This window comes from Paenibacillus sp. CB74, from assembly GCF_055687625.1.
Genome location: NZ_CM146009.1, coordinates 25,920 through 51,276, shown reverse-complemented (window position 1 = coordinate 51,276; position 25,357 = coordinate 25,920). Strand labels below are relative to the sequence as shown.

At 46.9% G+C, this 25,357-nt stretch carries 22 protein-coding genes; 3 read left to right on the top strand and 19 right to left on the bottom strand.

All coding sequences use genetic code 11. The features are described from left to right. Window positions 1–216: 216 nt before the first annotated feature. Complete coding sequence (gene mnmA, locus ACX9NY_RS00260; RefSeq protein WP_472476661.1) at window positions 217–1,341, top strand: tRNA 2-thiouridine(34) synthase MnmA; 1,125 nt, start codon at window positions 217–219, stop codon at window positions 1,339–1,341. Between the two features lie 130 nt (window positions 1,342–1,471). Here the strand turns inward: mnmA and crcB are convergent, their stop codons facing one another. The 4 genes from crcB to ACX9NY_RS00240 are packed head-to-tail and all read right to left on the bottom strand — an operon-like array spanning window position 1,472 to window position 4,500. After that, complete coding sequence (crcB, locus tag ACX9NY_RS00255; RefSeq protein ID WP_472476660.1) at window positions 1,472–1,831, bottom strand: fluoride efflux transporter CrcB; 360 nt, start codon at window positions 1,829–1,831, stop codon at window positions 1,472–1,474. Then, the gene (locus tag ACX9NY_RS00250) at window positions 1,828–2,229 is read right to left on the bottom strand and encodes a fluoride efflux transporter FluC (protein WP_339256985.1); all 402 of its coding nucleotides are present in this window, start codon (window positions 2,227–2,229) and stop codon (window positions 1,828–1,830) included. The genes crcB and ACX9NY_RS00250 overlap by 4 nt, the downstream gene beginning before the upstream one ends. Window positions 2,230–2,262: 33 nt before the next feature. Next, a complete protein-coding gene (locus ACX9NY_RS00245) occupies window positions 2,263–3,570 on the bottom strand; it encodes a replication-associated recombination protein A (RefSeq protein WP_339236977.1) in 1,308 nt (435 codons plus the stop codon). A gap of 42 nt (window positions 3,571–3,612) precedes the next feature. Then, window positions 3,613–4,500, bottom strand: coding sequence for a LysR family transcriptional regulator (locus ACX9NY_RS00240; RefSeq protein WP_472476659.1), 888 nt, complete (start codon window positions 4,498–4,500; stop codon window positions 3,613–3,615). Between the two features lie 136 nt (window positions 4,501–4,636). On the opposite strand from ACX9NY_RS00240, the gene ACX9NY_RS00235 reads away from it, so the two are divergent. Together ACX9NY_RS00235 and ACX9NY_RS00230 are read left to right on the top strand one after the other, a co-directional pair. Beyond that, window positions 4,637–5,380, top strand: a complete 744-nt coding sequence (locus ACX9NY_RS00235) for an SDR family NAD(P)-dependent oxidoreductase (RefSeq protein WP_472476658.1) — start codon at window positions 4,637–4,639, stop codon at window positions 5,378–5,380. Continuing rightward, a complete protein-coding gene (locus tag ACX9NY_RS00230) occupies window positions 5,377–6,279 on the top strand; it encodes a DMT family transporter (protein ID WP_472476657.1) in 903 nt (300 codons plus the stop codon). Before ACX9NY_RS00235 ends, ACX9NY_RS00230 begins: the two co-directional genes overlap by 4 nt. Window positions 6,280–6,405: 126 nt before the next feature. Here ACX9NY_RS00230 and ACX9NY_RS00225 read toward each other — a convergent pair whose 3' ends face one another. The 15 genes from ACX9NY_RS00225 to ACX9NY_RS00155 all read right to left on the bottom strand — a co-directional run bounded on the left by ACX9NY_RS00225 (window position 6,406) and on the right by ACX9NY_RS00155 (window position 25,229). Beyond that, window positions 6,406–8,586, bottom strand: a complete 2,181-nt coding sequence (locus ACX9NY_RS00225; RefSeq protein WP_472476656.1) for a HelD family protein — start codon at window positions 8,584–8,586, stop codon at window positions 6,406–6,408. Between the two features lie 136 nt (window positions 8,587–8,722). Beyond that, complete coding sequence (locus ACX9NY_RS00220; protein WP_339236988.1) at window positions 8,723–8,893, bottom strand: hypothetical protein; 171 nt, start codon at window positions 8,891–8,893, stop codon at window positions 8,723–8,725. Between the two features lie 41 nt (window positions 8,894–8,934). Then, the gene (locus tag ACX9NY_RS00215) at window positions 8,935–9,726 is read right to left on the bottom strand and encodes a DUF4097 family beta strand repeat-containing protein (protein ID WP_472476655.1); all 792 of its coding nucleotides are present in this window, start codon (window positions 9,724–9,726) and stop codon (window positions 8,935–8,937) included. Window positions 9,727–9,764: 38 nt separating this feature from the next. Next, on the bottom strand, window positions 9,765–10,430 hold the full coding sequence (locus tag ACX9NY_RS00210; protein WP_339236992.1) for a TetR/AcrR family transcriptional regulator: 666 nt from the start codon (window positions 10,428–10,430) through the stop codon (window positions 9,765–9,767). A 148-nt stretch (window positions 10,431–10,578) separates the two neighbouring features. After that, window positions 10,579–12,378 (bottom strand): ABC transporter ATP-binding protein, encoded by a 1,800-nt coding sequence (locus ACX9NY_RS00205; RefSeq protein ID WP_472476654.1) that lies wholly within the window; start codon window positions 12,376–12,378, stop codon window positions 10,579–10,581. A gap of 85 nt (window positions 12,379–12,463) precedes the next feature. After that, a complete protein-coding gene (locus ACX9NY_RS00200) occupies window positions 12,464–13,762 on the bottom strand; it encodes an NCS2 family permease (RefSeq protein ID WP_339236997.1) in 1,299 nt (432 codons plus the stop codon). A gap of 471 nt (window positions 13,763–14,233) precedes the next feature. After that, complete coding sequence (locus tag ACX9NY_RS00195) at window positions 14,234–14,992, bottom strand: tRNA threonylcarbamoyladenosine dehydratase (RefSeq protein ID WP_091020457.1); 759 nt, start codon at window positions 14,990–14,992, stop codon at window positions 14,234–14,236. A gap of 18 nt (window positions 14,993–15,010) precedes the next feature. After that, the gene (gene aspS, locus ACX9NY_RS00190) at window positions 15,011–16,789 is read right to left on the bottom strand and encodes an aspartate--tRNA ligase (protein WP_091027644.1); all 1,779 of its coding nucleotides are present in this window, start codon (window positions 16,787–16,789) and stop codon (window positions 15,011–15,013) included. 212 nt (window positions 16,790–17,001) lie between these two features. Continuing rightward, window positions 17,002–18,255 (bottom strand): histidine--tRNA ligase, encoded by a 1,254-nt coding sequence (hisS, locus tag ACX9NY_RS00185; RefSeq protein ID WP_339237003.1) that lies wholly within the window; start codon window positions 18,253–18,255, stop codon window positions 17,002–17,004. An 819-nt stretch (window positions 18,256–19,074) separates the two neighbouring features. Continuing rightward, on the bottom strand, window positions 19,075–20,343 hold the full coding sequence (locus tag ACX9NY_RS00180; RefSeq protein WP_342570880.1) for an SEC-C metal-binding domain-containing protein: 1,269 nt from the start codon (window positions 20,341–20,343) through the stop codon (window positions 19,075–19,077). Window positions 20,344–21,010: 667 nt separating this feature from the next. After that, the gene (locus ACX9NY_RS00175; protein ID WP_215074538.1) at window positions 21,011–21,457 is read right to left on the bottom strand and encodes a hypothetical protein; all 447 of its coding nucleotides are present in this window, start codon (window positions 21,455–21,457) and stop codon (window positions 21,011–21,013) included. 105 nt (window positions 21,458–21,562) lie between these two features. Beyond that, window positions 21,563–22,069: a type 1 glutamine amidotransferase domain-containing protein gene (locus ACX9NY_RS00170; RefSeq protein ID WP_339237008.1), complete on the bottom strand. Its 507-nt coding sequence runs from the start codon at window positions 22,067–22,069 to the stop codon at window positions 21,563–21,565. Window positions 22,070–22,333: 264 nt separating this feature from the next. Continuing rightward, the gene (locus ACX9NY_RS00165) at window positions 22,334–22,501 is read right to left on the bottom strand and encodes a hypothetical protein (protein ID WP_253440218.1); all 168 of its coding nucleotides are present in this window, start codon (window positions 22,499–22,501) and stop codon (window positions 22,334–22,336) included. Window positions 22,502–22,592: 91 nt separating this feature from the next. After that, on the bottom strand, window positions 22,593–23,039 hold the full coding sequence (gene dtd, locus ACX9NY_RS00160) for a D-aminoacyl-tRNA deacylase (RefSeq protein ID WP_339237012.1): 447 nt from the start codon (window positions 23,037–23,039) through the stop codon (window positions 22,593–22,595). Between the two features lie 12 nt (window positions 23,040–23,051). Continuing rightward, a complete protein-coding gene (locus ACX9NY_RS00155; protein WP_339237014.1) occupies window positions 23,052–25,229 on the bottom strand; it encodes a RelA/SpoT family protein in 2,178 nt (725 codons plus the stop codon). Window positions 25,230–25,357 lie beyond the last annotated feature (128 nt).

The window sequence follows — 25,357 nt, the reverse complement described above, 5'->3', positions numbered from 1 at the left end:
ACTCATTTTTAACTTTCTAATTCTCCGTATTCCGATCATAACCCTCAGCTAATGTTAACATATCTGCATGCTTTATGGAAAAGAAAGATTGACGATATTCCAAAATGTGCGTCTGTGGTGGACACTATCCAAAATTGGCCGGGTGTATCGTATCTTGGGTCCGGTTATGCTAGAATAAGAAACGAAACACATTTATATATAGAAATGGTGATAACGATGTCCAAAACAATTGAAAATACACGGGTCGTCGTTGGCATGTCCGGAGGTGTCGATTCTTCCGTTACCGCGTTGCTGCTGAAAGAACAAGGTTACGATGTCATCGGCATTTTCATGAAAAACTGGGATGACACCGACGAGTTCGGCCACTGTACCGCTGAAGAAGATTCAGAGGATGTACGCCGCGTATGCGAACAGATCGGCATTCCTTACTACACTGTCAACTTCGAGAAAGAATATTTTGATAAAGTATTTACCTATTTCCTTGATGAATATAAGTCGGGTCGCACGCCAAATCCGGATGTCATGTGTAATCGTGAGATCAAATTTGGTGAATTCCTGAACAAAGCTCTGGATCTCGGCGCAGATTATGTAGCTACAGGACACTATGCTCGTCTGATTGAAGAAGATGGCACATTCAAACTACTGCGCGGTGTGGACAACAATAAGGACCAGACGTATTTCCTTAACGCACTCAATCAGAACCAGTTGTCCAAAGCCATGTTCCCGATTGGTCACTTGCCCAAACCGGAAGTACGCAAAATTGCAGAAGCGGCTGGCTTGTATACTGCCAAGAAAAAAGACAGCACAGGTGTCTGCTTCATCGGTGAGCGTAATTTCAAAGAGTTCCTGAGTAACTATCTGCCTGCCAAAGGTGGAGACATGGTTGATATCGTGACCGGTGAAGTCAGAGGCCGCCATGATGGTCTGATGTACTACACACTTGGACAGCGCCAAGGTCTTGGCATTGGTGGTTCAGGCAATGGTGAGCCCTGGTTCGTTGCAGACAAGAATCTGGAGAAAAATCAACTGCTTGTTGTTCAGGGCGATGCCCATGCAAGCCTGTACTCCACTGGTCTAACCGCAACGGGTGTGAACTGGATTGCTGGTACAGAGCACATGCCTAATGTTCCATACCGTTGTACTGCCAAATTCCGCTATCGTCAGCCGGATCAAGGTGTTACACTGACCTGGCAGGAAGATGGAAGTGTGGACGTGCAATTTGATCAGCAGCAAAAAGCCATCACGCCAGGACAAGCCGTTGTTTTCTACGACGGAGAAATCTGTCTGGGTGGGGGTACGATCGATCAGGTGCAAAAGGTACCTGTACCCGCAATGCAATAATAGAGCTTGTCCATAAAATGCGGATTATACACAATACCGTGTATCCCTATTAAAAAAGCCGTCTTTCATGTATACCATGAAGGATGGCTTTTTTCCTGCTTTTCTTTGCAAAATAAATAACAATAGTTCGTTATGCAGTCAACCAGAATCCTGCCAAGGAGGCCAAAACCCCAACTCCAACCGAACTGACGACGTAGAGCGCCGCGCTTGCGTATCGTTGACGACCCATAAGTCCTAACGTTTCATAGCCAAAAGTGGAGAATGTGGTGAACGCACCGCAGAATCCGGTTCCCCAGATCACCCAGATTACATCTGATATCATTACAGATTGATGCCACCCGTATAACAGCCCCAGCAACAGTGAACCACTGATGTTAATGATCCATGTCCCCCATGGAAAAGCCGTTCCCAGCAAGCCCGAGACCCATTTTCCCAGATTGAAACGCAGTACCGCACCCAGTACACCAGCCAAACCAATCCATACGATCATGAGGCATCACCCTCTTGTCTTGGCGATCCCAACATACGCTGTCCGATGCTCATTCCCAACGCACAAAGCATTAACCCTGCTAACACACTTGCGATCATATAAAGGGCGGCATTCACCCATTCGCCCCCTTCGGATAAACGAACAATATCCAATGTAAACGTGGAGAACGTCGTAAATGCGCCGGTAAAACCTGTGCCAATTGCCAGTCGAAGTTGTGGTGTTATTTTGCCTGGAATAGCGATGGTAAAGAACCATCCTAAAAAAAGACTTCCCATTGCATTGATTAGCAGCACTGCCCAAGGGAACCCCCCGTAGACAGTTGGTATCGCTAACTGTATAGCATATCGGGTTAATGTCCCAAGAAATCCACCCGCTCCTATATACATAAGCTCTTTCATGTTGTGTGCATCTCCCGATTGATCTGTCTCTTCTTAAAATTCCCTGCGCCGCTGTTGGTTCAGCCTGATCTTCGATTCGTTGCCTTGTTCCGTTGCCTCATAGAATACTCTACGTGAGAGCTGTTTTGGTAAATATTCCTGCTTCACATAATGCCCCGGGTAATTGTGCGGATATTGATAGCCCTCATGTCCAAGTTTCACGGCACCCGAATAATGCGTATCTCGCAAGTGCAGCGGAACTTCTGCCGATTTCACTTCATCAATGGCGTTCATGGCTTTGGAGATGGCGGTGTATACCGCATTGGATTTTGGACTTTCGACCGCGAACAGAATCGCTTGTGCGATGTTCAGCTTGGCTTCGGGCCAGCCGTTATTCCGGTATGCATCAAGTGCTCCAATGGCCTGGGTCATGGCTTGCGGGTTCGCAAGTCCAATGTCTTCACTGCTCGCTGCAATCAGGCGCCGGATGAAGGTCATTGGGTCCATACCGAGTTTCTCCACCGCGTATAGAAACCAGAACAGCGCCGCATCACTAGAACCCCGGATACTCTTGTGAAAAGCAGACAGCACATCATACTGGGTAGATTCATCGGCCTTCACAATAGGGCGCCGAATAGACTCTTCAGCTACACCAAGCGTAATATGAATGGAGCCATCCTTCTCCGGTGGCGTCGTCAACGCAGCCAGTTCAAGTGCGTTAAGCGCACGCCGAATATCCCCATTGGCCATCGTGGCAATATGCTCAAGCGCCTCATCGTCTGCCTGTAATTCCATGAACCCCAGACCTTTGTCCGCATCACTCAATGCTCTGCGCATCGCAATAAGGGAATGATCCTTGTTCAGCGATTCTAGCTGGAACAGAGTTGAACGGCTCATTAGGGCCCCATTGACGTAATGAAAGGGATTCTCTGTCGTCGCGCCGATAAAAATAATCGTGCCCTTCTCTACCGCTGGCAATAACGCATCCTGACGTGAGCTGTTAAACCGATGCACCTCATCGAGGAACAAAATGGTTTTGGTTCCATACAGCTGTTTGTTCGTTTGCGCCTGTTCGATGACTTCACGCACATCCTTGACAGAAGCTTCCACTGCATTCAGGCGAACGAACTGTCCCTGCGTTTGCTGAGAAATAATATGTGCCAGGGTTGTCTTGCCACATCCCGGAGGGCCATATAACAAGATGGACGAAATCTGATCCGCCTCGATCGCGCGCCGTAGTAATTTCCCCGGTCCAATAATATGTTCCTGTCCAATATATTCATCCAGATGCTCTGGCCGCATGCGGTCCGCGAGCAATCTGGCTTGTGGTTTGGAGTCCTGCTGAAACGAAAATAAATCCATTGCTTATCACTTCCTTAACGGATTGCCTTAACATGTGTACATTTACACTTCTGATGTATTACCACTCTCTATCATATCATACTCCCGTGGTAACATAGCTATAAATGCGCCAAGCGCACTGCTGACAAACGCATCCTTGCGTGTAATAAAACGAGTCATCATTCTACTTATGCCAGAAGGGAGCGAATGTTTGCGAAGATTTCCATTTGCGATTTGCTGCCGAATCACAATCTCTGGTAACAGAGAAATCCCCATTCCGGACGTCACTCCACTAATAATCGCCTCCAGCGTTCCAAACTCCATAATCACTGGACGATTTACCCCACTTGAGTTCAACCACTCCTCTAAAATCTGTCGGTAGGAGCATCCCATGCTGTAGACAAGGATCGGCTTACGGGTAAGCTCTTCTCCGGGCCCCACACCCGACGAGACCACAAATAACTCTTCATCAAATACATCGATGGACTCGATATCGGGATGATCACAGGAACAACCAATGAAAGCCCCTTCCATTTCATACCCAATAACTTGATCAATAAGCATCTGCGAATTACCCGTAGCCAGTGACAAGGACACTTCGGGATACTGTTGATAATATTTTGCAAAAAGCTCAGGTAAACGAACTGCTGCTGCCGTCTGAGTAGACCCTATTCGCAACGGACCTGATGGTGTACTTGTCGCCCGTAGTGCCTTGGAAGCATCATTCAGCAAACCAATAATTTTATCCGCATACGTCAGCAGCATCTCTCCGGCTGGAGATAACGTCATGCCCCGGTTATGACGAATGAACAACGTTGTACCCACTTCTGCTTCCAGATGCCTGATACGTGCCGTTACGTTGGATTGAACATACCCCAGCTTAGCAGCAGCTTTGGTCAGATTCCCTTCCTGTGCAACACACTGAAATATTCTAAGATCCCCGCTCTCCATGGTCCCCCCACTCTGACATCATTCAAAATGATATCCACTTCATTACCAATCATTATACTTCATGTGCAAACCGGACTACAATTCATGTAGATCCCTAACCAGTCCTCTGACTGGATGATGATAAGGAGTGTTCGGCATGACATACTGGAAAAATAGAGTTGCTTTGATCACAGGTGGCGGAACAGGCATAGGCCGTGCTGTAAGTCTAATGCTGGCTAAGCGTGGAGCGTTGGTCGCCGTCAACTATTCGCGCTCCAAAGATGCAGCAAGCGAGACTGTTCAACACATTTTGCATACGGGCGGCCATGCATTCGCCGTTCAAGCTAATGTTGCCAATAATCTTGATGTCCGGCGCATGGTCAATACAATAACTGAAACCTATGGCCCCATTACTGCACTTGTAAATAACGCCGGAATCACGCAGCACATCCCTCTGCACGACCTGGAGTCTGTTACAGATGACGTCTGGAATGAGCTGGTGGATGTGAATGTGAAAGGCATGTTTCATTGCGTGCGTGCAGTGACGGAAGGCATGAGACAGGCTGGTGGGGGTTCCATCGTGAATCTGGGCAGCATTGCAGGCAGTACAGGTTCTGGCTCATCCCTCCCTTACGCCGTCTCCAAAGCGGCAGTTCACGGCCTGACCTTATCCCTTGCGCATGCACTCTCACCACACATTCGGGTGAATGCTATCGTCCCTGGCGCAGTTGCTACAAGGTGGTGGGCTGGAAACGAGGAGCGAATGCATCGTCTCGGTGGAGAAGTATTATTGCAGAAAATCGCCTCGCCTGAGGATATCGCACACATGATCTGTGCTGCGCTTGAACAGCAATCCATGACCGGGCAGCTCATTACTGTAGATAGTGGACAAACGTTATGAACTCCAGACATGAAAAAAGTATCCGCACCATCCAACCCTTGAAGTATACAATTTTGATCATTTTGACAACGCTAATCATGGGTACTTCGTTTCCAGTCGGCAAGATCGGTATGTTATATGCTCCACCTTTCCTGCTCATGGGTCTACGTTATGTACTGGCAGGCAGCTTGATGGCCTGGTATCTACGTAAACGTCCATTACCTGCCCAGTGGCAGTCTTGGTTGAAAATAATCCTCATTGGCCTGTTCCAATCCGCAGGAGTGATGGGCTGCGCCTACTACAGCATGAACTGGATTACCTCTGGCGAATCGGCCATTATTACATTTACCAATCCGTTGCTGGTCATTATCCTCAGTGCTCTCTTATATAGACTGACCTACCGCTTCAGTCAGTGGATCGGTGTTATGCTCGGTTTCATGGGGATTATGTTAACCTTTGGATGGCAGATGAGTTTTAGTCCTGGCACCTGGATTGGATTCGGTGGTGCGATCTCCTTTGCCGTGTCCACATTGCTTATCAAACGCTGGGGCGATGACTACGATACTTTTGTCTTAACAGCCTATCAGATGCTCGCGGGAGGTGCTGCGCTTCTTCTACTGAGCGTATGGACTGAACATCCTCACTTTATAGTGAATACCACCTCGGTTATCGTACTGCTCTGGTTAACGCTTGTTTGCTCCATCATGCAATTCTCGCTTTGGTTTTATTTGCTGCAACATAGTGATCCGGCTCAAACCAGTTCCTATCTGTTCCTGGCACCATTCTTTGGTGTATTGTCGAGTTGGATCTTGCTGGGAGAACATGTCCAGTGGTTTGCATTGGCAGGTGGTTTACTCATTGCTGTCGGCATATTCCTGGTGAACCGTCGCTCGTCCAGAATGGGAAATAGGGTAACATAACCCTGAACTTCCACCGTCGTTCTTTTTCGGAAGTTTAAGCAATTCTTGCACAAATGCAGAAAAGGCATGCGCTTATGGGACATTTCCCCATGAACGTCATGCCTTTTAATGTTTAACAGACTTTATTCACCCAAGTTCTGGCCAACCCTGAATAGTTACGGGCTCGCCGCCCGGATTATGTGTTGCGGCCGCGTACTCTGGCAAATCACCATCATGGAAGAGCCACAATTCGTGCAAGGCCCGTGTACACCCCACGTACAACAGCTTTGCATCACCGGCATTCGGCAGATAATGCTTCTGATCTACGTCTGCCACGATAACGGCATCAAACTCCAACCCTTTGGACAGATAAACAGGTAAAACAGAGTGTCCACCCGTGTACTGCTTTTTGCCACCATCGATCAGGTTCAGATCCCAGCCTGCGGCCTGAAGGTCACGGTGAAGTTCCTCTGCTTCATGCAGGGTACGGGTCAGGATGGAGACCGTTCGGTAGTCTTTGACAGTTAACACCTTCAAAGCCTGCTCCAGACTTGCCGTCCGCCCTTCGCCTCCATAAGCCAATGTCCGAACCGGATCACCACTACGGAAAACAGGGATCGCCGTAATTCCGCTCTTGACACCACGTTCCAGAATCGTATTGGCGTAATCGATAATTTCCATCGTTGAACGATAACTTCGGGTCAACGCAAAATATGCATTCTGCTCCTCAGGAAACAGAGAACTCATCTCATCCCACGCATGAACACCACGGTACTCATGAATCCCTTGGGACAAGTCACCCAGTATGGTGAAGGAATGCCCTTTGACGAACTGATCCAATAACGCCACATGAAAAGGGGAAAAGTCCTGCGCTTCATCGATCACGACATGATCGAACCGCTCCGAACCCTCAATATCATGAACCAATGTATGAATGTATACCAATGCAGGCAGATCCTCTTCACGGACGATATCCTGCTTCAGATCTGCTGCCGTTTGTTTCATGACCAATTTTGGAATAAGCCCGCTGAGCGAGGTTGGCACTGTGCCACCTTTTGCAGCTTTGAACAGCTGTTTGTATAACGTAAGCGGCTCGTATTGAGGCCATTTTTTGGCATAAGCTTTCTCACGAGTAGATGCTTTTTTCTTGCGTTCTTTACGCACAGCTTCTGGCATTGGTTTCTTAAGTTCCATCTCAATCCAGCGGTGAACCCGCGCCATGACCCGTTCTTTGCGTTTGGCCAGCGGATAATGTTTGTATTCCTCACCGAACCAGTTCTCAATCTCCGTCTTGCTAAGCACCTTACCATCCCACGGACTGAAATCCATATCCGGTACGGAGTCCGCTTCCATCCCCGACAGCCACTCTCGAATAAGTTCCATGAAACGGATCGATCCTTTATACCGTCCAGGTACATCATCATTCAATTCAGGCCGTGCATCTGGTGTTTCGAACCAGGTGTTGAGCGTATCTGACGTATTCGCCAAAGGCATCTCCAGCCCCAGCAGGTTCATCGCCCAATCCGGGAATGTCCGCTGCTGGATGTCCCCTACTCCGAGTTCCGGGAGCACATCCGAGATGTAATCCAGGAACATGTGGTTGGGTGCAAAAATAACCATTTTCTCCGCAGATACCTGCTCCTTGTACTGATACAGCAAAAAGGCCAGCCGATGCAGGGCAACCGTTGTTTTCCCGGATCCAGCCACACCCTGAATGATCAATGCGGTGTTTCTCGCCGCACGAATGATCAGATCCTGCTCCGCCTGAATCGTAGATACGATATCACGGAGCTTGTTATCCTTGTTCTCTCCCAGTCGATAAACGAGGAATTCATCCGATACCGCTGGCTGGTCGCTGTCACGGTTATATGTATCCGCCACACGTTCCAATATCCGCTGCCGAATAACAACGTTTCGCTTCAGATAGACCAAACCTTCAATAAGCCCTTCCGGGGCTTCATACGTAGCGGAGGCTTCGCCTCCCGTAAATGAGTAAAACAGGCTGGCGACAGGAGCACGCCAGTCGATGACGAGCGGATGCTCTCCCACCTCTTCGCGGTCTACGCCGACTTTGCCAATATACAGTGGTTTCCGTGCACCACTGCCCTGTTCTTCGAAATCCAAGCGTCCGAAATAGGGTTGCTGCGCGCTCTTGGACAAGGCGGTGCGGCGCTCTTCGCGTCCAGCTTCCAGCACTTGTTCTGTGAAGTCGTGGCCGGTATACACCGGAATATTTTGCAGTCGTTGCAACTGACTGTCCACTTCCTCCATCGTTCGCTCTAACCTGTACTCTTCTTCTTGATAGGCACTTTGAAAGCTGTCTGACATGTTTCAGTTACCTCCTAAGAATATGTTTTGCTCTGTATCGCCTAGATCTGGAAATACAAAAGGATACTTACTATATCACATAGGGCAATTGAAAGCCACATCCGTTTTGTAGGCTTACTTTTGTAATATATGAGGCTCATCTGAATTGATAATTAATGATGGCACTGACAAGCGCACAACAACCAAACAAAATAAACCACCAGGCCCACTTGTTTCTGGTCTGCCTGTGCCTGCTGTTCAATACGCCGTAAATCCCAATTAGCAATACGATGGTGGAAAAACTAATTCCTACGATCCAACCAGCCATGATATCTGCCCCCATTGTTTTCAGTACACACGATTAGTCTCTTATTTCCTGTGTTTTAAATGAAAAGCTCCTCCTCGAATATCCACTTGGAATTCACTTTTTCCACTTTTGTGTATTAGATTATTGCTGTCCCCGTGAAGGGGAGTCAAATCAAATTCACTTTTAAGTGCTCCTGATCTTTCTTTAAGTATAATTTGGAAACCTTCGTTATCTGGAATGGAGACTACTGCCTGTCCCCCCGTGGATACGGAATACAAGCTCTCCGGCATATTAAGACATTCCATATTTAAACTTCTGCCTGTAATGGTAAATTGCAAGTGGCGGAATTCTCCCGAAATGTCCATTTTGGCTGAAGTGGATTGAAGATTGAATTTATCTGCACAAAGATGTTGTCCACTCACTGTGGATGCCACTGCGTACAATTCAAGCTCACCCATCTTCCCTGACAATTCTACACGACCTGAGGTGATCTTACATTGACAGCGAGTGGCCAGAAGTCGATTCAACCGGAGTTGTCCTCCTGTGGAGTTTAGCAAAATACGTTTATAAACCCGAGCTGGTAGATGAATTTTCAATGCTGTTCGACCTATATTTAACCCGATGAGACCTCTCATCTTTCTTCCGTCTACGATGTTTAAGGTTCCTCCACGTATGTCAACTTGCATCAGTCTTCGCTTGGAGAACCACACATCCGCATATTGCGTGACGTGAATCAGTTCATCCACACTCGGAAGAATACTGATATCTCCTGATAACCAATTTAGCTGTATATCATGAATGGATTGATCAATATCTAGGCTCTTGCATAGGGCAAGCTCACTATTTTTGAACATCGTTCCCATCTCCATTTCAAACAAGCATGTGTGTGTGCTTACTCCGGATTCACATAACCTCCCGTGCTGGCATGCCGATTGGTAATACGTTGAATAAGCTGTTCACTTACGATATCCACTCCCAAAAGCTTCATCATGTGCTGTAGAAACTTGAGTCTTTCCAATGTCTGTGCCTCATCCCGTCCAAAAAGAAGAGGGTTGATCCAGATATTAACGAGTAGCATGAAGATTTCAGCGCATTCCAGCGGATATTCGACAGAGATCGATCCATCACTCTTGCCTTGCTCCATGATATTGGCAATAATTCGTGCGTCTTTTAGAACACCCTTCCTGATTCCACCAAGTACAAACTGTGGATTCTTGATCTGAGTGCTTAGAACCTGATCAATGGAGTTAGACTGAATGCCAGGATCAACAATAATATTTTCCAAAATACTGATGAGCTTCTGTCTGGCATTCGGAGCATGCGTGTTCTGGATGAGTTCCATAAACATGTCTTCTGCCCGCCCAAGCTCCTTCTCCATCACTGCACTAAGGATATCCTCCTTGGACTTGAAATGATGATATATTGCACCTTTGGACATACCTAATTCATCTATAATGTCTTGAATACTGGTCTTTTCATATCCCTTTTCGGTAAACATTTGAGTTGAGACTGCCAGAATCAGGTCCAGTGTCTGCTCAGGGTATTTATTTCTGGCCATAATGCCCTCCTTATACATACCAACGGTCGGTATCTATAATATAGAGTATGTTGGTCCTACTGTAAATATGAGGAATTTCAAAAAAAAAGAAAAAGGATCTCCGTTGAAATACCTCAGAGGTATAACGGAGATCCTGCAATAATGGGAATTACTCTTCGTTTTGTACTGTAGCTGCGTTTCCTTCCTGTGCCACAAACTGTTTCTGTGCTAATTCACGGTATACCGGATGAGTGCCAATTAATTCAGCATGAGTTCCTGTTCCGGTCACATGTCCATGCTCTAGTACAACAATCTGATCGGAGTCCACCACGGTGGACAATCGGTGTGCGATCACGATTGTAGTTCTGCCCTCCATCAAATTGGACAATGCCTGCTGTACTTCATACTCCGAGGTACTGTCCAGACTGGACGTTGCTTCATCCAACATGAGAATGTCAGGACTTCGTAGCAGCGCCCGTGCAATAGCAATCCGCTGACGTTGTCCCCCGGATAACTTAATTCCCCTCTCGCCTACTTCCGTCTCATATCCCTGTGGCAACTTGTCGATAAAATCGGCAGAATAAGCCATCTCGGCAGCTCGACGGATCTCATCCATCGTGACCTCACGGTCCAATCCGTACGTGATATTGTCTTTGATCGTACCCGCCATAAGGGGACTTTCCTGAGATACATACCCAATCTTGCTGCGCCAGGATGACAAAGAATAGTCCGTTATCGCTTGTCCCCCATACGAAATATGGCCTGAATCGGGCATATAAAACTGCTCCATCAAAGAGAACAGTGTTGATTTACCGCTACCGCTTGGACCAACAATCGCGGTCACTTTACGTGTAGGTACCGTCAGATTAATTCCGTGCAACACTTCTTCACCTGTGACATAGGAAAAGTGTACATCATGGAACGCAATCGTCTCATTTCCTTTTGGAGCTACCTTGGTGCTGTGATGCGGCTCTTCCTCATCAGCAAGAATAGCTTGTATGCGCTCTGTCGCACCTACAACTTTTTGCAAACGGGAGTATAGTGTTGTGAACTGCCCCATTGGCATAATGACCTGGAACAACAGCAATATAAAGGCGACCAGTTCACCTGGTGACAGCATACCAGACGCTACACGCATTCCCCCTACACCAAGAATAACGACCAATACTGCCGTCATGACAAATGTAAACAAAGGACCGATCAGCGCAAGGATGCGTGCTTCCTGCAAGCCAAAAGCAAACATTTTACGAATCCGGGAATCCCCGGCTTCTGATTCCTGTTTCTCCGTTCCATAGGCTTTGACCAAGCGAATCTCACCAATAACCTGACTAAGTACGGATGTAAGACCTGCCATCTCATCCTGCTGTTTCTTGGAGATTTTGTACATCTTCCTCCCCACTGGCAACAGGATCAACAGCGTAAGTGGCACCAGACTCAGAATAATGAGTGACATCACCCAATCCAAATAAAAAAGTAACGCCACCCCACCTACAACGGCAACGATGTTCGACACAAAGGAGACCAGATAATCTGCAATCAACGTCATGATCTGGCTTGTATCATTCGTAATCCGGCTCATCGTATCGCCTGTCCGATTGCGATCGAAATATGGCATTCGCAGCGACAATACTTTGTTCCACAGCTTCGTGCGAAGTGTGGCGACCACACGTTGTCCTGCGTAATTTAACATATAAATGCTGATACCCGAGGCAATCGCCTGAATCACAAATGCACCGAGCAACAATAAAATAACCGATTTGTTCAGTGCCGAAGTGGTTAGTCCATCAATCAGACCTTTGGTCATCAGTGGCACAATCAGTCCGGCCGTCGTCTGAATCAAGGTCAGGATGAGGGCCAGGATCAGGATCAGTTTTGGCGGGTTCGTGGAAGCGATCAGCTTGACGAAATCCTTAAATCCTTTTTTTCCTACCTTCGGTTCCTTCTGCCCTGCTTGCTGCTGTTCTTCCATTCCCGTTCCTCCCGTTCTACATCTGCTCACCAGAAATCATACGTATGAACTTATATAACGTTGCCTTTTGTTGTATAACACAACTTTACAAGATGCCGTGCAGCACAAAATTGGCCAAAAAGAGGATGGATATGCCATACATGACCACAGGCACCTGCTTACCCTGACCTGCTGCCAGCTTCGCAAGTGGATAGGCAATAAATCCAAACGCCATCCCGTCCACGATGCTATATGTGAATGGAATCATGACCATAATCAAAAATGCGGGAAAAGCCTCTGTAAAGTCACCAAAGTCCATATCTTTCACACCTTGCACCATCAGACCGCCAATAATGATCAAAATGGGTGCAATCGCACTGTCTGGAATGTAACCGAGCAGAGGGATGAAGAAAAAGGTTGCCCCAAACAACACGGCTGTAACGAGTGGAGTTAACCCTGTGCGTCCACCTGCGGCAATACCAGCTGTCGTCTCGGCGGCGGCCACTGGGGGACTGCTTCCAAATATGCCTGCCAGCACGGTACTAATCGATAGTGCCCGCAGACTTCCCTTGAAGCGCTTCGGACGACCAATCATCTGTGTCTGAGCTGTAATTAAACCGATATTTTCGAACACCACAATCAGCAGCAGCAAAAATACCGCGATCCAGAATGCTACATCAGCCAGCTTCATCAAGGACAATTCACCAAACAAACCGCCATATTGACGTAGCGCATCCATCGCTGATACGGATTCACCCGGGTTCACTGCTCCAAGTACATAGGCAAGACCTGTCCCGACCAAAATACTAATCAGAAGTCCGCCTTGCACATTACGGATAAATAAAATCAAGGCCAGCACCAGCGTAACGCAGGCTGTAATGACATTCGGATCATTAAAGTGACCAATCGCGACAAATGTCGTCTGATGCGCGATAACGATTCCACTTTTTTGCAAACCAATAAATGTGAGGAACAAACCAATCCCCACCGTAATACCATGCTGCAGATTTTTGGGAATGGCTTCGCTGATCATTTTGTATAGAGAAGTAAACGCAACAATGGCAAACAATATACCTGTAACGGTTACAACGGCCAGCGCTTCTTGCCAGCTTAATTTCATGGAATGTACGAGTGTATACGTGAAAAATGCATTAATCCCCATTCCGGGTACAACGATAATCGGTGATTTTCCGCCAAATGCCATGAGTAAACAGCCTGCGATCGATGTCAGCAGGGTTCCAACCATAGCTGCCTGCAAAGGCATTCCGGCATCGGAAAGAATTGTAGCATTGACCATAACGATATAGACCACGGCAAAATAGGAAATGGCTCCTGCCACAACTTCCTTCTTCCACTGGTCTCCTGGCTCCATGCCAAGACGTCTGGCCATCCATCCGTGTTTCATTTCGTTCTATTCCCCTCTCTCTATATAAGCTGAATAACTAAGTATTTACACTCCACCACTACGTTAACAGAACAACCTTCCGATCGCTGTTATCCCCAGATTTTTTGTTTGAATTTTTAAATGTACGAATCCGGTGATAGCGTATGCTTCCGATGTAGCTTTCTTTAAGAAAGCTTTTAGGCGAACGCTCTGCTTCTTCAGGTTTCTTCTGTCCTCTTCGTTCTTGTGTAAACCTTATTCAGCTTATATAGCCGCAAATTCTTTTATGTATGTATCATCATTTCGCGCAGCAGTGAATATCATACACGGTTTTGACGTTGAAGTACATGACGTAACTCTGACATTTCTTCAGGAATGCGGTTCGTCTATCATAGACGTTTGATGTCTCATCCGCTCCATCTTCCGGGGTATAATCATACAAAAAAGCGCAGATGCCTTAAGGGCATCTACGCTTCTTCTGTTGGCAGCAAGTTATTGTTGCTTGTTCTCTGCAATTTCTAACAAATCCTTAATCGCAACACTGACCATAATCAGTCCGGCTACCGGAGGCACGAATGAGTTACTCGCAGGTGGCTGTTTGGCCTTGCGAATTTCCGGAGCATTCTCGGGAACGATTTTTTGGGTTACGTCCTCGCGCGGTTTCATCGGCTTTTCAGTTGAGAAGACCACTTTTACACCTTTTTTAATGCCGTCTTTACGAAGTGTGGTACGCACAACACGGGCAATCGGGTCCATGGTCGTTTTCGAAATATCCGCAACCTGGAATTTCGTTGGATCCATTTTATTCGCCGCACCCATGCTGGAAATCATCGGAATTTTACGTTTCAGGCACTCTTTAATGAGATGGATTTTGTAGATAATCGTGTCGGATGCATCCAGCACATAATCCAGTTCATATTTGAACAGTTCCTCATACGTTTCTTCCGTGTAAAACATATTCAATGCAATGGCATCACATTCCGGATTGATCAGTTTCACCCGTTCCACCATCAGGTCCGCTTTTTTCTGTCCCACTGTTGTGGTCAGCGCATGAATCTGGCGGTTGATGTTGGTAATGTCCACGACATCTTTATCAATCAGAATGATGCGTCCAACGCCGCTACGGGCAAGAGCTTCTACAGCAATTCCACCCACGCCGCCAATACCGAGCACAGCGACTGTACTATTTTTCAATGCGTCCAGACCTTCAGGTCCGATCGCAAGCTCTGTTCTTGAAAATTGATGGAGCATTGAGAATCGATGCCTCCTTTATTTCTTTTCCGCTACCGGTTTACGGGCTACGCGAATATGAAGTTGTTCCAATTGCGAGTCATCCACTTCGGAAGGTGCATTCATCAGCAGATCCGTTGCACTTGCCGTTTTCGGGAAGGCAATCGTTTCACGCAAATTCGTGCGGCCCGCCAGCAACATCACCAAACGGTCAAGACCAAAGGCGATTCCGCCATGCGGTGGAGTTCCATATTCGAATGCTTCGAGCAGGTAGCCGAATTTCTCATTCGCTACTTCTGGAGAGAGTCCAAGGGCAGCAAACATTTTCTCCTGAACGTCACGTTTGTAGATACGCATCGAACCGCCACCTACTTCATAACCATTGAGAACAAGGTCATAGGCTTGAGCACGAATAGCACCCGGATCTGTGTCGAACAGATGTACATCTTCGTCTTTTGGACGTGTGAACGGATGGTGTTCTGCCACATAACGTTTGGCGTCTTCATCATATCCAAGGAGTGGGAAGTCCACAACCCAAGCAAATTTGAATTTGCTGTCATCGATCAGGCCGAGTTGACGGCCGATTTTCAGACGCAATGCGCCCAGTACGTCAGCAACCACTTTTTTCGTGTCTGCGGAGAAGAGCAACAAGTCGCCATCCTCAGCACCTGTACGTTCTTTGACAGCTTCGATCTCTTCAGGCGTGAAGAACTTCACGATTGGCCCTTTGAACTCGCCGTCTTTTACTTGAATCCAAGCCAGACCTTTCGCACCGTAACGTGCAGCAAATGGTCCGAGATCATCAATCTCTTTACGACTCCATGTGCCACAACCTTTAGCGTTGAGCACTTTCACTTCTCCACCTTTTTCGATGACGGAAGCAAATACTTTCACACCACTGTTTGCTACGATATCGTTCATTTCAACCAGTTCCATACCGAAGCGCAGATCTGGTTTGTCTGAACCGTATTTACCCATTGCATCTGCATACGTAATCCGTTGGAAAGGCAGTTCCAGCTCAATGCCTTTGGTTTCACGCAACAATTTGGCCATCAGTTCTTCCATCATTGGCAGCAGGTCATCCTGTTGCAGGAAGGAAGTCTCGATGTCGACTTGCGTGAATTCGGGTTGACGGTCTGCACGCAGATCCTCATCCCGGAAACAGCGAGCGATCTGATAATAACGCTCAAGTCCACCCACCATCAGCAATTGTTTGTAGATTTGTGGGGATTGTGGCAAAGCGAAGAATTCACCTTCATGCACACGGCTCGGTACGAGATAATCACGCGCACCTTCCGGGGAGCTCTTCGTCAGGATTGGTGTTTCCACTTCAACAAACTCTTCTCCATCCAGATAGTCACGGAACACTTTGGATGCTTTGGAACGCAGTTTCAGTGTTTCGAACATTTCCGGACGACGCAGGTCCAGGTAACGATATTTCAAACGAAGGGATTCATCCACTTCTACACCATCTTCGATGAAGAATGGAGGTGTTTTGGCTGCGTTCAGCACTTCGATTTCAGTGATTTGAACTTCAATTTCGCCAGTAGGCAGATTTTTGTTCACTGTTTCTGCATCACGTTTAACGACTTTACCCGTTACAGCGATAACATACTCGCTACGTACACGATCTGCAATTTGCAGAGCTTCGCCGGAATAAGCCGGGTTAAAGACAACTTGTACAATCCCGCTGCGGTCACGCAGATCGATGAAGAGTACGCCCCCCAAGTCACGACGGGTTTGAACCCAACCGTTCAATGTTACTGTTTCACCGATGTGTGCGGGTGTTAATGCGCCGCAATGATGACTTCTTTTCATAACCAAACTCCTCATTATGTGAATTTCCGTTCTGTATGGACAGTTATTACCTGCTCTTCAACAGTCCGGTTACGTGTAGATCATGTATTCGAAAAGGCTTGTTACCTCTGGCTCACCAGCTCCCCATTCGTTGGAAACGTTGATGAACCTCAGTAATTTTGCCGGATCAATGTGTTAATGGAACGTTTTAATCTCCATTTTACAGTTCGTGCTTATTTACTTTCGCGAATGGCTGCTACCAGATCATCAAGCTTCACGGTTTGTTGCTCTCCCGTATCCATCGACTTGAGGGCGATCTCACCACGCTCCAGCTCGTCATCACCAAGGATGGCGGTATAGCGGGATTTGAAACGATCAGCTGATTTCATCTGGGCTTTCATCTTGCGGCCCAGATAATCACGTTCCCCAGACAGTCCAGACTGACGAATTTTGAACAACAGTCGGTTCACTTCACGATCAGCGGCCTCTCCCAGAGCAACAAAGTACACATCCAGTGGAGCGAGCGTAGTCACCTCAATATTTTGGTGCTCCAGAATCAGTTGAATACGCTCCAGACCAATACCGAAGCCGATGCCCGGCTGATCAGGTCCGCCGATATCTCCAACGAGACCATTGTACCGGCCACCGCCACCAACCGTATCAATTGCTCCAATCCCTTGGGCTTTTAATTCAAACGCAGTCAGCGTGTAATAATCCAAGCCCCGTACCAGACGATTGTTCACAGCATAATCTACTCCGAAATCATCCAGGTATGCCTGCAGCTTGGCAAAGTGATTCAAAGACTCTTCATCCAGGCTATCCAGTATGGAAGGCGCCCCTACGAATTTGTCCTGATCGACTTTGCAGTCGAGTACACGCAGCGGATTGCGCTCCATGCGGGACTGGCAGTCCTTGCACAGGCTGTCTTTCATCGGTCTGAGGAACCCAAGTAATGTCTCGCGGTATTCTGCACGGCTAGTCGAGTTGCCAACGGAGTTGATCTCCACTTTAACATCCTTCAAGCCGAGCTCTACACACAACTGGTAGCCCAGTGCGATGACTTCGGCATCAATCGCCGGGTCCAGTGCACCGATGGCTTCTACACCAAACTGGTGGAACTGACGCTGACGACCTGCCTGCGGACGCTCATACCGGAACATCGGACCGATGTAATACAACTTGCTCACATCCGGTTCGCCGTAGATTTTATTCTCTACATACGCACGGACAACACCGGCTGTTCCCTCTGGACGAAGAGTCATGCTGCGATTGCCTTTGTCATCAAAGGTATACATTTCTTTCTCAACGATATCGGTAGTCTCTCCTACACCACGTACAAATAAAGAAGTCTGTTCGAAGATCGGTGTACGAATCTCGCGGTAATTAAACCGTCGACACAGATCTCGTGCTTTTTCTTCTACGTACTGCCATTTCTCGACAACTCCAGGAAGTAAGTCCTGCGTCCCCGTCGGTTTTTGAAAAGCCATCTTGATCCCTCCAGCATTGATTTTTTTCTCTACAGTTAAAAATTCTACACGTGATCACTGCGCTGGCAGATCAACCTTACAATCGCTGTTATCCCCAGATTTTTTAAATTTTCATTCTAAATGTGAAAATCCGGTGATAGCATATGCTTCCGATGCAGCTTTCTTTCAGAAAGCTTTCAGGCGAACGCTTCGCTTTTACAGGTTTTTTCTGCCCTCTCCGTTTTCGTGTATTTCTTTTAAATCAACTTATATAACAAAAAAATCCCTCGCCCTGTCGCTGTATATACAGCAAACAAAGGGACGAGAGATTGTGTAATATACATTCACCCGTGGTACCACCCACATTTCGGAAACCTGACACTTTAGCCGTTCAGGTGATCTCTGATGATTCAGGATTGCCTATTGCACCCTGATCAAGCAGATATTCCGCTCTACGTGTAACGCACGTCCTGCGCAGGCCGGCTACTGGTCAACAGATCATGTCTGCCATGTTCGCCGTCTGTTCTCGGGGAAGTCATTCGTCCGCTCATCAAGAGAATCCTTACAGCCTGGGGATTCCTCTCTGGTCATGTGGGCACGGAGTACTTGGTCCCGTCATCAAATCAGTAATATAGTTCAAAAATCGACTTGTATTGACTATAGTCAACGTATTATTTTCTGATTGTAATGAACCGCAGTGCTAAAGTCAAGGGTTAACATGAAAAGATAGCATTAAAAAAATTCTAAGCACACGCCGTACTGGATAGAGAGTACACTCCAATTATGGCGGATAGAAGCTGGATTCCTCAAACGAATTCCAACTCCAATCCCTACATAACTCTATTGTTTCAGCATCCACTTCAGCAGATCAGGCATGCTCGCCCATAGACGGGAGTGCATAATGACATATTCAATCGCTTCATTGGAATCGCCCATCCCGACAAAATCAGGGAGGTTATGCGGCAGGCGTTTCAAACCCAGCAGGTAATCCGGCACATGTTTGTTCATCCCCCGAGCCACACGGTACAGCTTTTCGAGCTGCGAGGTGATTCCATTTTTCTTATACTCCAGAATGATCTGGTCATAGGCAAAGGCCGTTGAGGCGCCACCTTTTCCATACTTCGCCATCAATTGTTCTGCCTGCTTCAATTGGTTGCTGTACAGATACACAGCAGCGAGCAGGTAACGTGCTCCGGTATTGTCTTCCGTATTAAGTTCCAGCAACCGCTCCAGGGTTTGTGCCGCTTCTTGGGTATCCCCACCAAACCAGCAAGATTCCGCGTAGCTTTTGCATACCCGGATATATGGACGAGTCTCTTGAAGCCCCCAGAAGTGCCCTTTGTTCTTCTCAAAAAACAGGTCACCCAGTTCGCGTTCTCCAGCAGCAATTCCGGCCTTGAGGTAAGCCCGTGCATCTGACTCGTTGTCCGATTCCTCAGCCAGTATAAGATATGCATCCGAGCTGTCAGGATATACCTCCAGCACCGTTTTCGCCAGTTGTATTTTGCGTTTGGCAGAACTGGCTTCCCTCGCCTTATGTAGCAGAGCCTCCGCTTTGTCCTTTGGTGTACCTGGACCGTTCAGCACCATTAGCTCGTCCGTTTCGCCGCCCATTCCGTATTCTTCAATGTAACTGAACATCTCATTGACCTTCCGGGAGATCGTACCTGTCGTTACCTCATATTTAGTGGCCATATCAGGTTTTGAGACATTGAAGCCGTATTCCTCGGACAGCAAATATTCAATTGCAGCACAGAAGGAACCTGTCTTCTTCACAGTGGGGCGCGTCTGGCGGGAATAACCGTTCCATAACATCAGAGCTTCCGAAATCAGCTCACCCTCGTATTGGTTCCGCATGTTCTCAATCAGCTCCAGGGCCAACTGTTCGTGAGAAGGATGTTCCCATTTCAGCTCTTGCGTTACCATCCTTTTCAGTTTGGTTGGAGTCAGCTTGCTCTCAGGCTGAACTGTAGCTTCTTGGACAGGCTGCTCCGTTGATATCAGGCGCAGTATAGATTCTGCGGGTGAAGACTCCTTATTCAAACAGCACTTCTTATATTTTTTCCCGCTTCCACATGGGCATAACTCATTTCTTCCAACCTTACTCAAAACTAATTCCCCCTTAAATCTGTCACTAGCCAGTTGTATGAGAACACAGTTGCATTAACATTTAGGTGCCGTTTCTCGTACGAGGCATTCTATATGATTTGCAGTTTCCAGCGAGCAAGCAGAACGGCTACCCCGCCCTTGTATAAGGACGGGGGCGTTTCTGCGAGTATTAGAAGGATTAAAGACAACCCGAAACTCCTTTTATACTGTTCATGTGCAATAAGGCGGTTCTCTCTGGCGATGTGTTCCTCATACACACTGTCGTTGAATTGCATTCGCCTGAGCCCAAATGCTAAATGCTTGCTTGATGCTTGATATACCATCCGATGAAGCTAAACTATGAAACAACTGGCTTTAATATATTCGAATCCATTCCTCTATTCTAGCAAAAATTATATAAAGGGGTAAGCTTTACACAAAACATATACATTTTCATTGCAAAAAAATAGCCTGCACACGGTGTGCAGGCTCAAAAGATATATAAAAAAAGGGGGTCATGTGTGTTATTATAAGCCCACTATGTTAAAGGCTTATGTAACTAATATTACAGTAATATTACAAAAATGATAGCGCTTTATTTCTTTGAAAAGTATAGACATAATTAAAAGCCCTTGCACATTACTCGACTCTGTAGTCAAGCAGTGCAAGGGCAAAAGGGATCTACACGTTAATTCAGTTCTTCCACATAGGCATGGTTGGAACGAAGCTTATGAACAATCTCGTCATAGTCCTCATCCCTTACTTTGGCAGACAGAACATAGTGCAGATCATCATAATCGGCCGAAGACACGTCTGCAGCATCCAGCATGTCTCCATCCTCATTCACTCTGTCACGAGAGTCCCGTTCTGCATCACGATCCACATTGGATACCACAGGGATCACATTTTCGCTGGCTGGAACACCGGGAGCAGCACCAACACCCATTGCTCCGTTCGTGCCTACACCACCCGCAGTATTATATGGTACCAGTGGTACCATAACACGCGTGTCTCTACCAATCGCACTATCGAGTTGACCTACTTCCAAATGCTCTGTACGGAACGTCTGAAGTGAAGTTCTTGCTCCCTCCGCCTCGTCTTCGGTTCGAAAATACGCCTGAATATGTTTTGTCATGTCAAACCCTCCTTTTTCGGAATGAAATGCAAACGTGAAGTTTGTATAAGTCACGATGTAACGTAGTTACAATACTTCAATGTATGTCAGTTAAAACTGGTGAAGTTAAATCACTTTTAACAGTTCACGCACAAATGCTGGCTCATCTTCAGGCGTTCGGGATGTAATATAGTTTCCATCCACAACAGCCTCATGATCCTTGAACTCTGCTCCTGCGTTTACCATGTCATCCTTGAGCGGTGGATAGGATGTAATCGTACGGCCTTTCAACAGATCGGCACTAGCCAAAATCTGCGGACCATGGCATATCGCCGCGATTGGTTTCTTCGCACTGTTGATCTCGGTGACAAACTTCAAGATGTGCGCATCACTTCGCAAATTCTCAGGGGATGATCCACCAGGAATCACGACTGCATCATACTCTGAAGCGGATGCGTCAGCAATCGCCTTATCTGTCGTATAGGAGGCTTTTCCTCCTTTACCTTTAAGGGTCTCACCAGCTTTTAAACCGATAATCTCCACTTCGTGTCCAGCTTTTTTTACTTCGTCATACGGCACCTGCATCTCCGAATCTTCAAAGTCATTCGCCAATAAAAAAGCAACTTTACTCATAATGTATGTTCTCCTTTCCGTGTTCGAACTTTCTTTATGAATCGGGCCTTGCAGTACAATGGCACTTCGTTGTGCCTCGTTTTGTTATTACCCTCACCAGAGCAATTTATAACAATCCGATGTAATTTCATTTTCTAGGAAAATCGACTAACGAGTATTTTATAAAAATCAACTCATGACAAAAAGACCTGATTCGGTGAGGAATCAGGTCTTTTTCAAAATCTGTATAATCCAAATTTCAGATGTTTATACAAGTGTGGACAATCAAGATCGCGGAAGATGACTCTGTTTCCCTTTGTCGGAATCCTCAAGTGCCCAGATCGTTGCAACACACTCAGCAGCCGCACGGGCAAGATGCAATGATTCATACAGGTTGCCAGGGAGTAACAAAGGTTCTGTACGGATACGTGTTTCTTTCGCAGATTGGCGCATAATTGGCTGGATACTCCTTTGATCATAAAATAGTCATCAACGAATTATCCTTCATTATGGCCTGAACCCGAAGAAATTATGCACGTGGTTCCTAACGAACCGGACTTTCAAGCATCAAAGTCACGGGTCCCCAGTTGGTAAATGTTACATCCATCATCGCTCCGAAACGGCCGGTTTCAACCTGAATCCCTTTATCTCGTAAAAGTTGATTAAACGTCTCATATAAACGTTCTGCCGCTTCCGGTCGGGCCGCAGCTGCAAAGCTAGGACGCTTTCCTTTGCGACAATCTCCGTACAGGGTGAACTGGGAAACGGACAGTACAGCACCGCCTACATCAAGCAGGCTGAGGTTCATCTTCTCCTGATCATCCTCAAATATCCGTAACCCGCTAATTTTGTCAGCCAGATACTGAGCATCCTTCTCCGTGTCCTCATGGGTAATACCTACGAGCAACATTAATCCGGATTCGATCTTACCCGTCAGTTCGTCTCCCACAGTCACCTGAGCCTCTTTACAGCGTTGAACAAGCACCCTCATCTTACAGGCTCCTTACTGCATAATCCGATGCACCGAATAGACATCTTTCACCCGTTTGATCCGATCTACAACGGATTGCAGATGATCCGTATTACGAATCAGAATTGTGACGTGCACCAATGCTAATTTATTTTTATCTGTCCGTCCGGTAACGGCAGAAATATTGGTTTTACTTTCAGATACAGCCTGAAGTACCTCATTAAGCAAGCCATTCCGATCATGGCCTGTAATCTCAATATCCACACTGTAACTCGCTTCGATATTCTCTTCCCACTCGACCTCAATAACACGTGCTGCTTCTTCTCCGTCTGCACTTGTCGGAATATTCGGACAGTCACTACGGTGCACGGAAACGCCGCGTCCGCGTGTAACGTATCCGATAATGTCATCCCCAGGCACAGGATTACAGCATCGTGCAAATCGAACAAGCAGATTATCGATGCCCTTGACACGAATGCCGTTGGTTGGTCGATTTCTCCGTTCAGGTGCAGGTTTCAGCTCGCGCATCTCGGAATTTAATTCCAGCAAACTGGATTCTTCCTGCTCTTTACGCAGCTTTTCAGTTGCTTTGGTTACGATCTGTGCAGCAGTAATTCCACCGAAGCCAACAGCGGCAAGCATGTCCTCAATATCATTAAACGCATATTTTTTGGCAGCTTCCATCAACTTGTCATCCGTCATCCACGCAGAAGGATCAAGCCCCATGCGTTTCAGTTCACGCTCACAGCTCTCTCGACCTTTTTCAACGTTTTCTTCACGGCGTTCCTTCTTAAACCATTGTTTGATCTTCGCTCGTGCATGAGAAGATTTCGCAATTTTCAGCCAGTCTTGGCTAGGTCCGTAAGAATGTTTGGACGTCAAAATCTCGATGATATCACCTGTCTTCAGATGATAGTCCAGCGGAACAATTCGACCGTTCACTTTGGCACCGATGGTCCGATTACCAACCTCCGTATGGATTCGATAAGCAAAATCCAAAGGAACAGACCCAATTGGCAATTCAATGACTTCTCCTTTTGGTGTAAATACAAATACAAGATCCGAGAAGAAATCCATTTTGAGCGATTCTACGAATTCTGACGCGTCCTGTGCTTCATTTTGGAGTTCAAGAATTTCGCGGAAGAACGTAATTTTATCTTCAAATTGCGGACCTGCCGCTGCGCCTTCCTTATATGCCCAGTGAGCAGCGATACCAAATTCAGCAGTCCGGTGCATATCCCATGTCCGAATCTGTACCTCGGTTGGTTCGCCATTGGGACCGACTACTGTTGTATGCAGCGATTGATACATATTCGCCTTCGGCATTGCAATGTAGTCTTTAAAGCGTCCAGGCATCGGTTTCCATAACGTGTGTATAATTCCCAGGGTAGCATAACAATCCTTGATATTATCCACAATAATACGAATGGCAAGCAGATCATAAATTTCATTAAACTGCTTGTTTTTGGTCGTCATTTTCTTGAACACGCTGTAGATATGCTTTGGACGGCCAGAAAGGTCTGCCTGAATGCCCATCTCATCGAGCTTGTTCGTAATTCCGTCCATAACCGTATCGATATATTGCTCACGTTCGGCACGCTTTTTGTGCATCAGGTTCGCAATACGGTAATATTGCTGCGGATTCAAATAACGGAGGGCGATGTCCTCCATTTCCCATTTGATCGCAGAGATCCCCAGACGGTTCGCAATCGGACAGAAAATTTCCAGCGTCTCATATGAAATCCGGCGCTGGCTTTCTTCCGATTGAAACTTGAGTGTCCGCATATTATGCAGACGGTCAGCCAATTTGATCACGATGACACGGATGTCCTGCGCCATGGCGATGAACATTTTGCGGTAGTTCTCGTTCTGCTGTTCTTCCTTGGAGCGGAACTTAATACGTTCCAGCTTCGTCAAGCCGTCAACAAGCATGGCACACGTATTGCCGAAATGATTGCGGATCTCTTCAAGTGAGACCGTAGTATCCTCTACTACATCATGAAGAAGCGCTGCTATTATGGAGATGGTGTCCATCTGCATGTTCACAACAATGTCGGCAACCGCAAGCGGATGCAGAATATACGGTTCTCCCGATTTTCGCGTCTGTCCATGGTGGGCCTGATCAGCAAATTCGTAAGCTTCTCGTATGCGCACCAGATCGGGTTCTTTGATATATGCCCCGGCCTTCTCGAGTAATTGCTCTATGCCCATTCTGATCTGTTCCGTGTCCTTTCTATACCAAATGGAACCCGTGACATTGCTGCAACACAGGTTCCCCGTAAAAGTAATTTCCTATAATTATGACGCTTCGCCCGTTTCCCGTCAACTGCTGACGAATA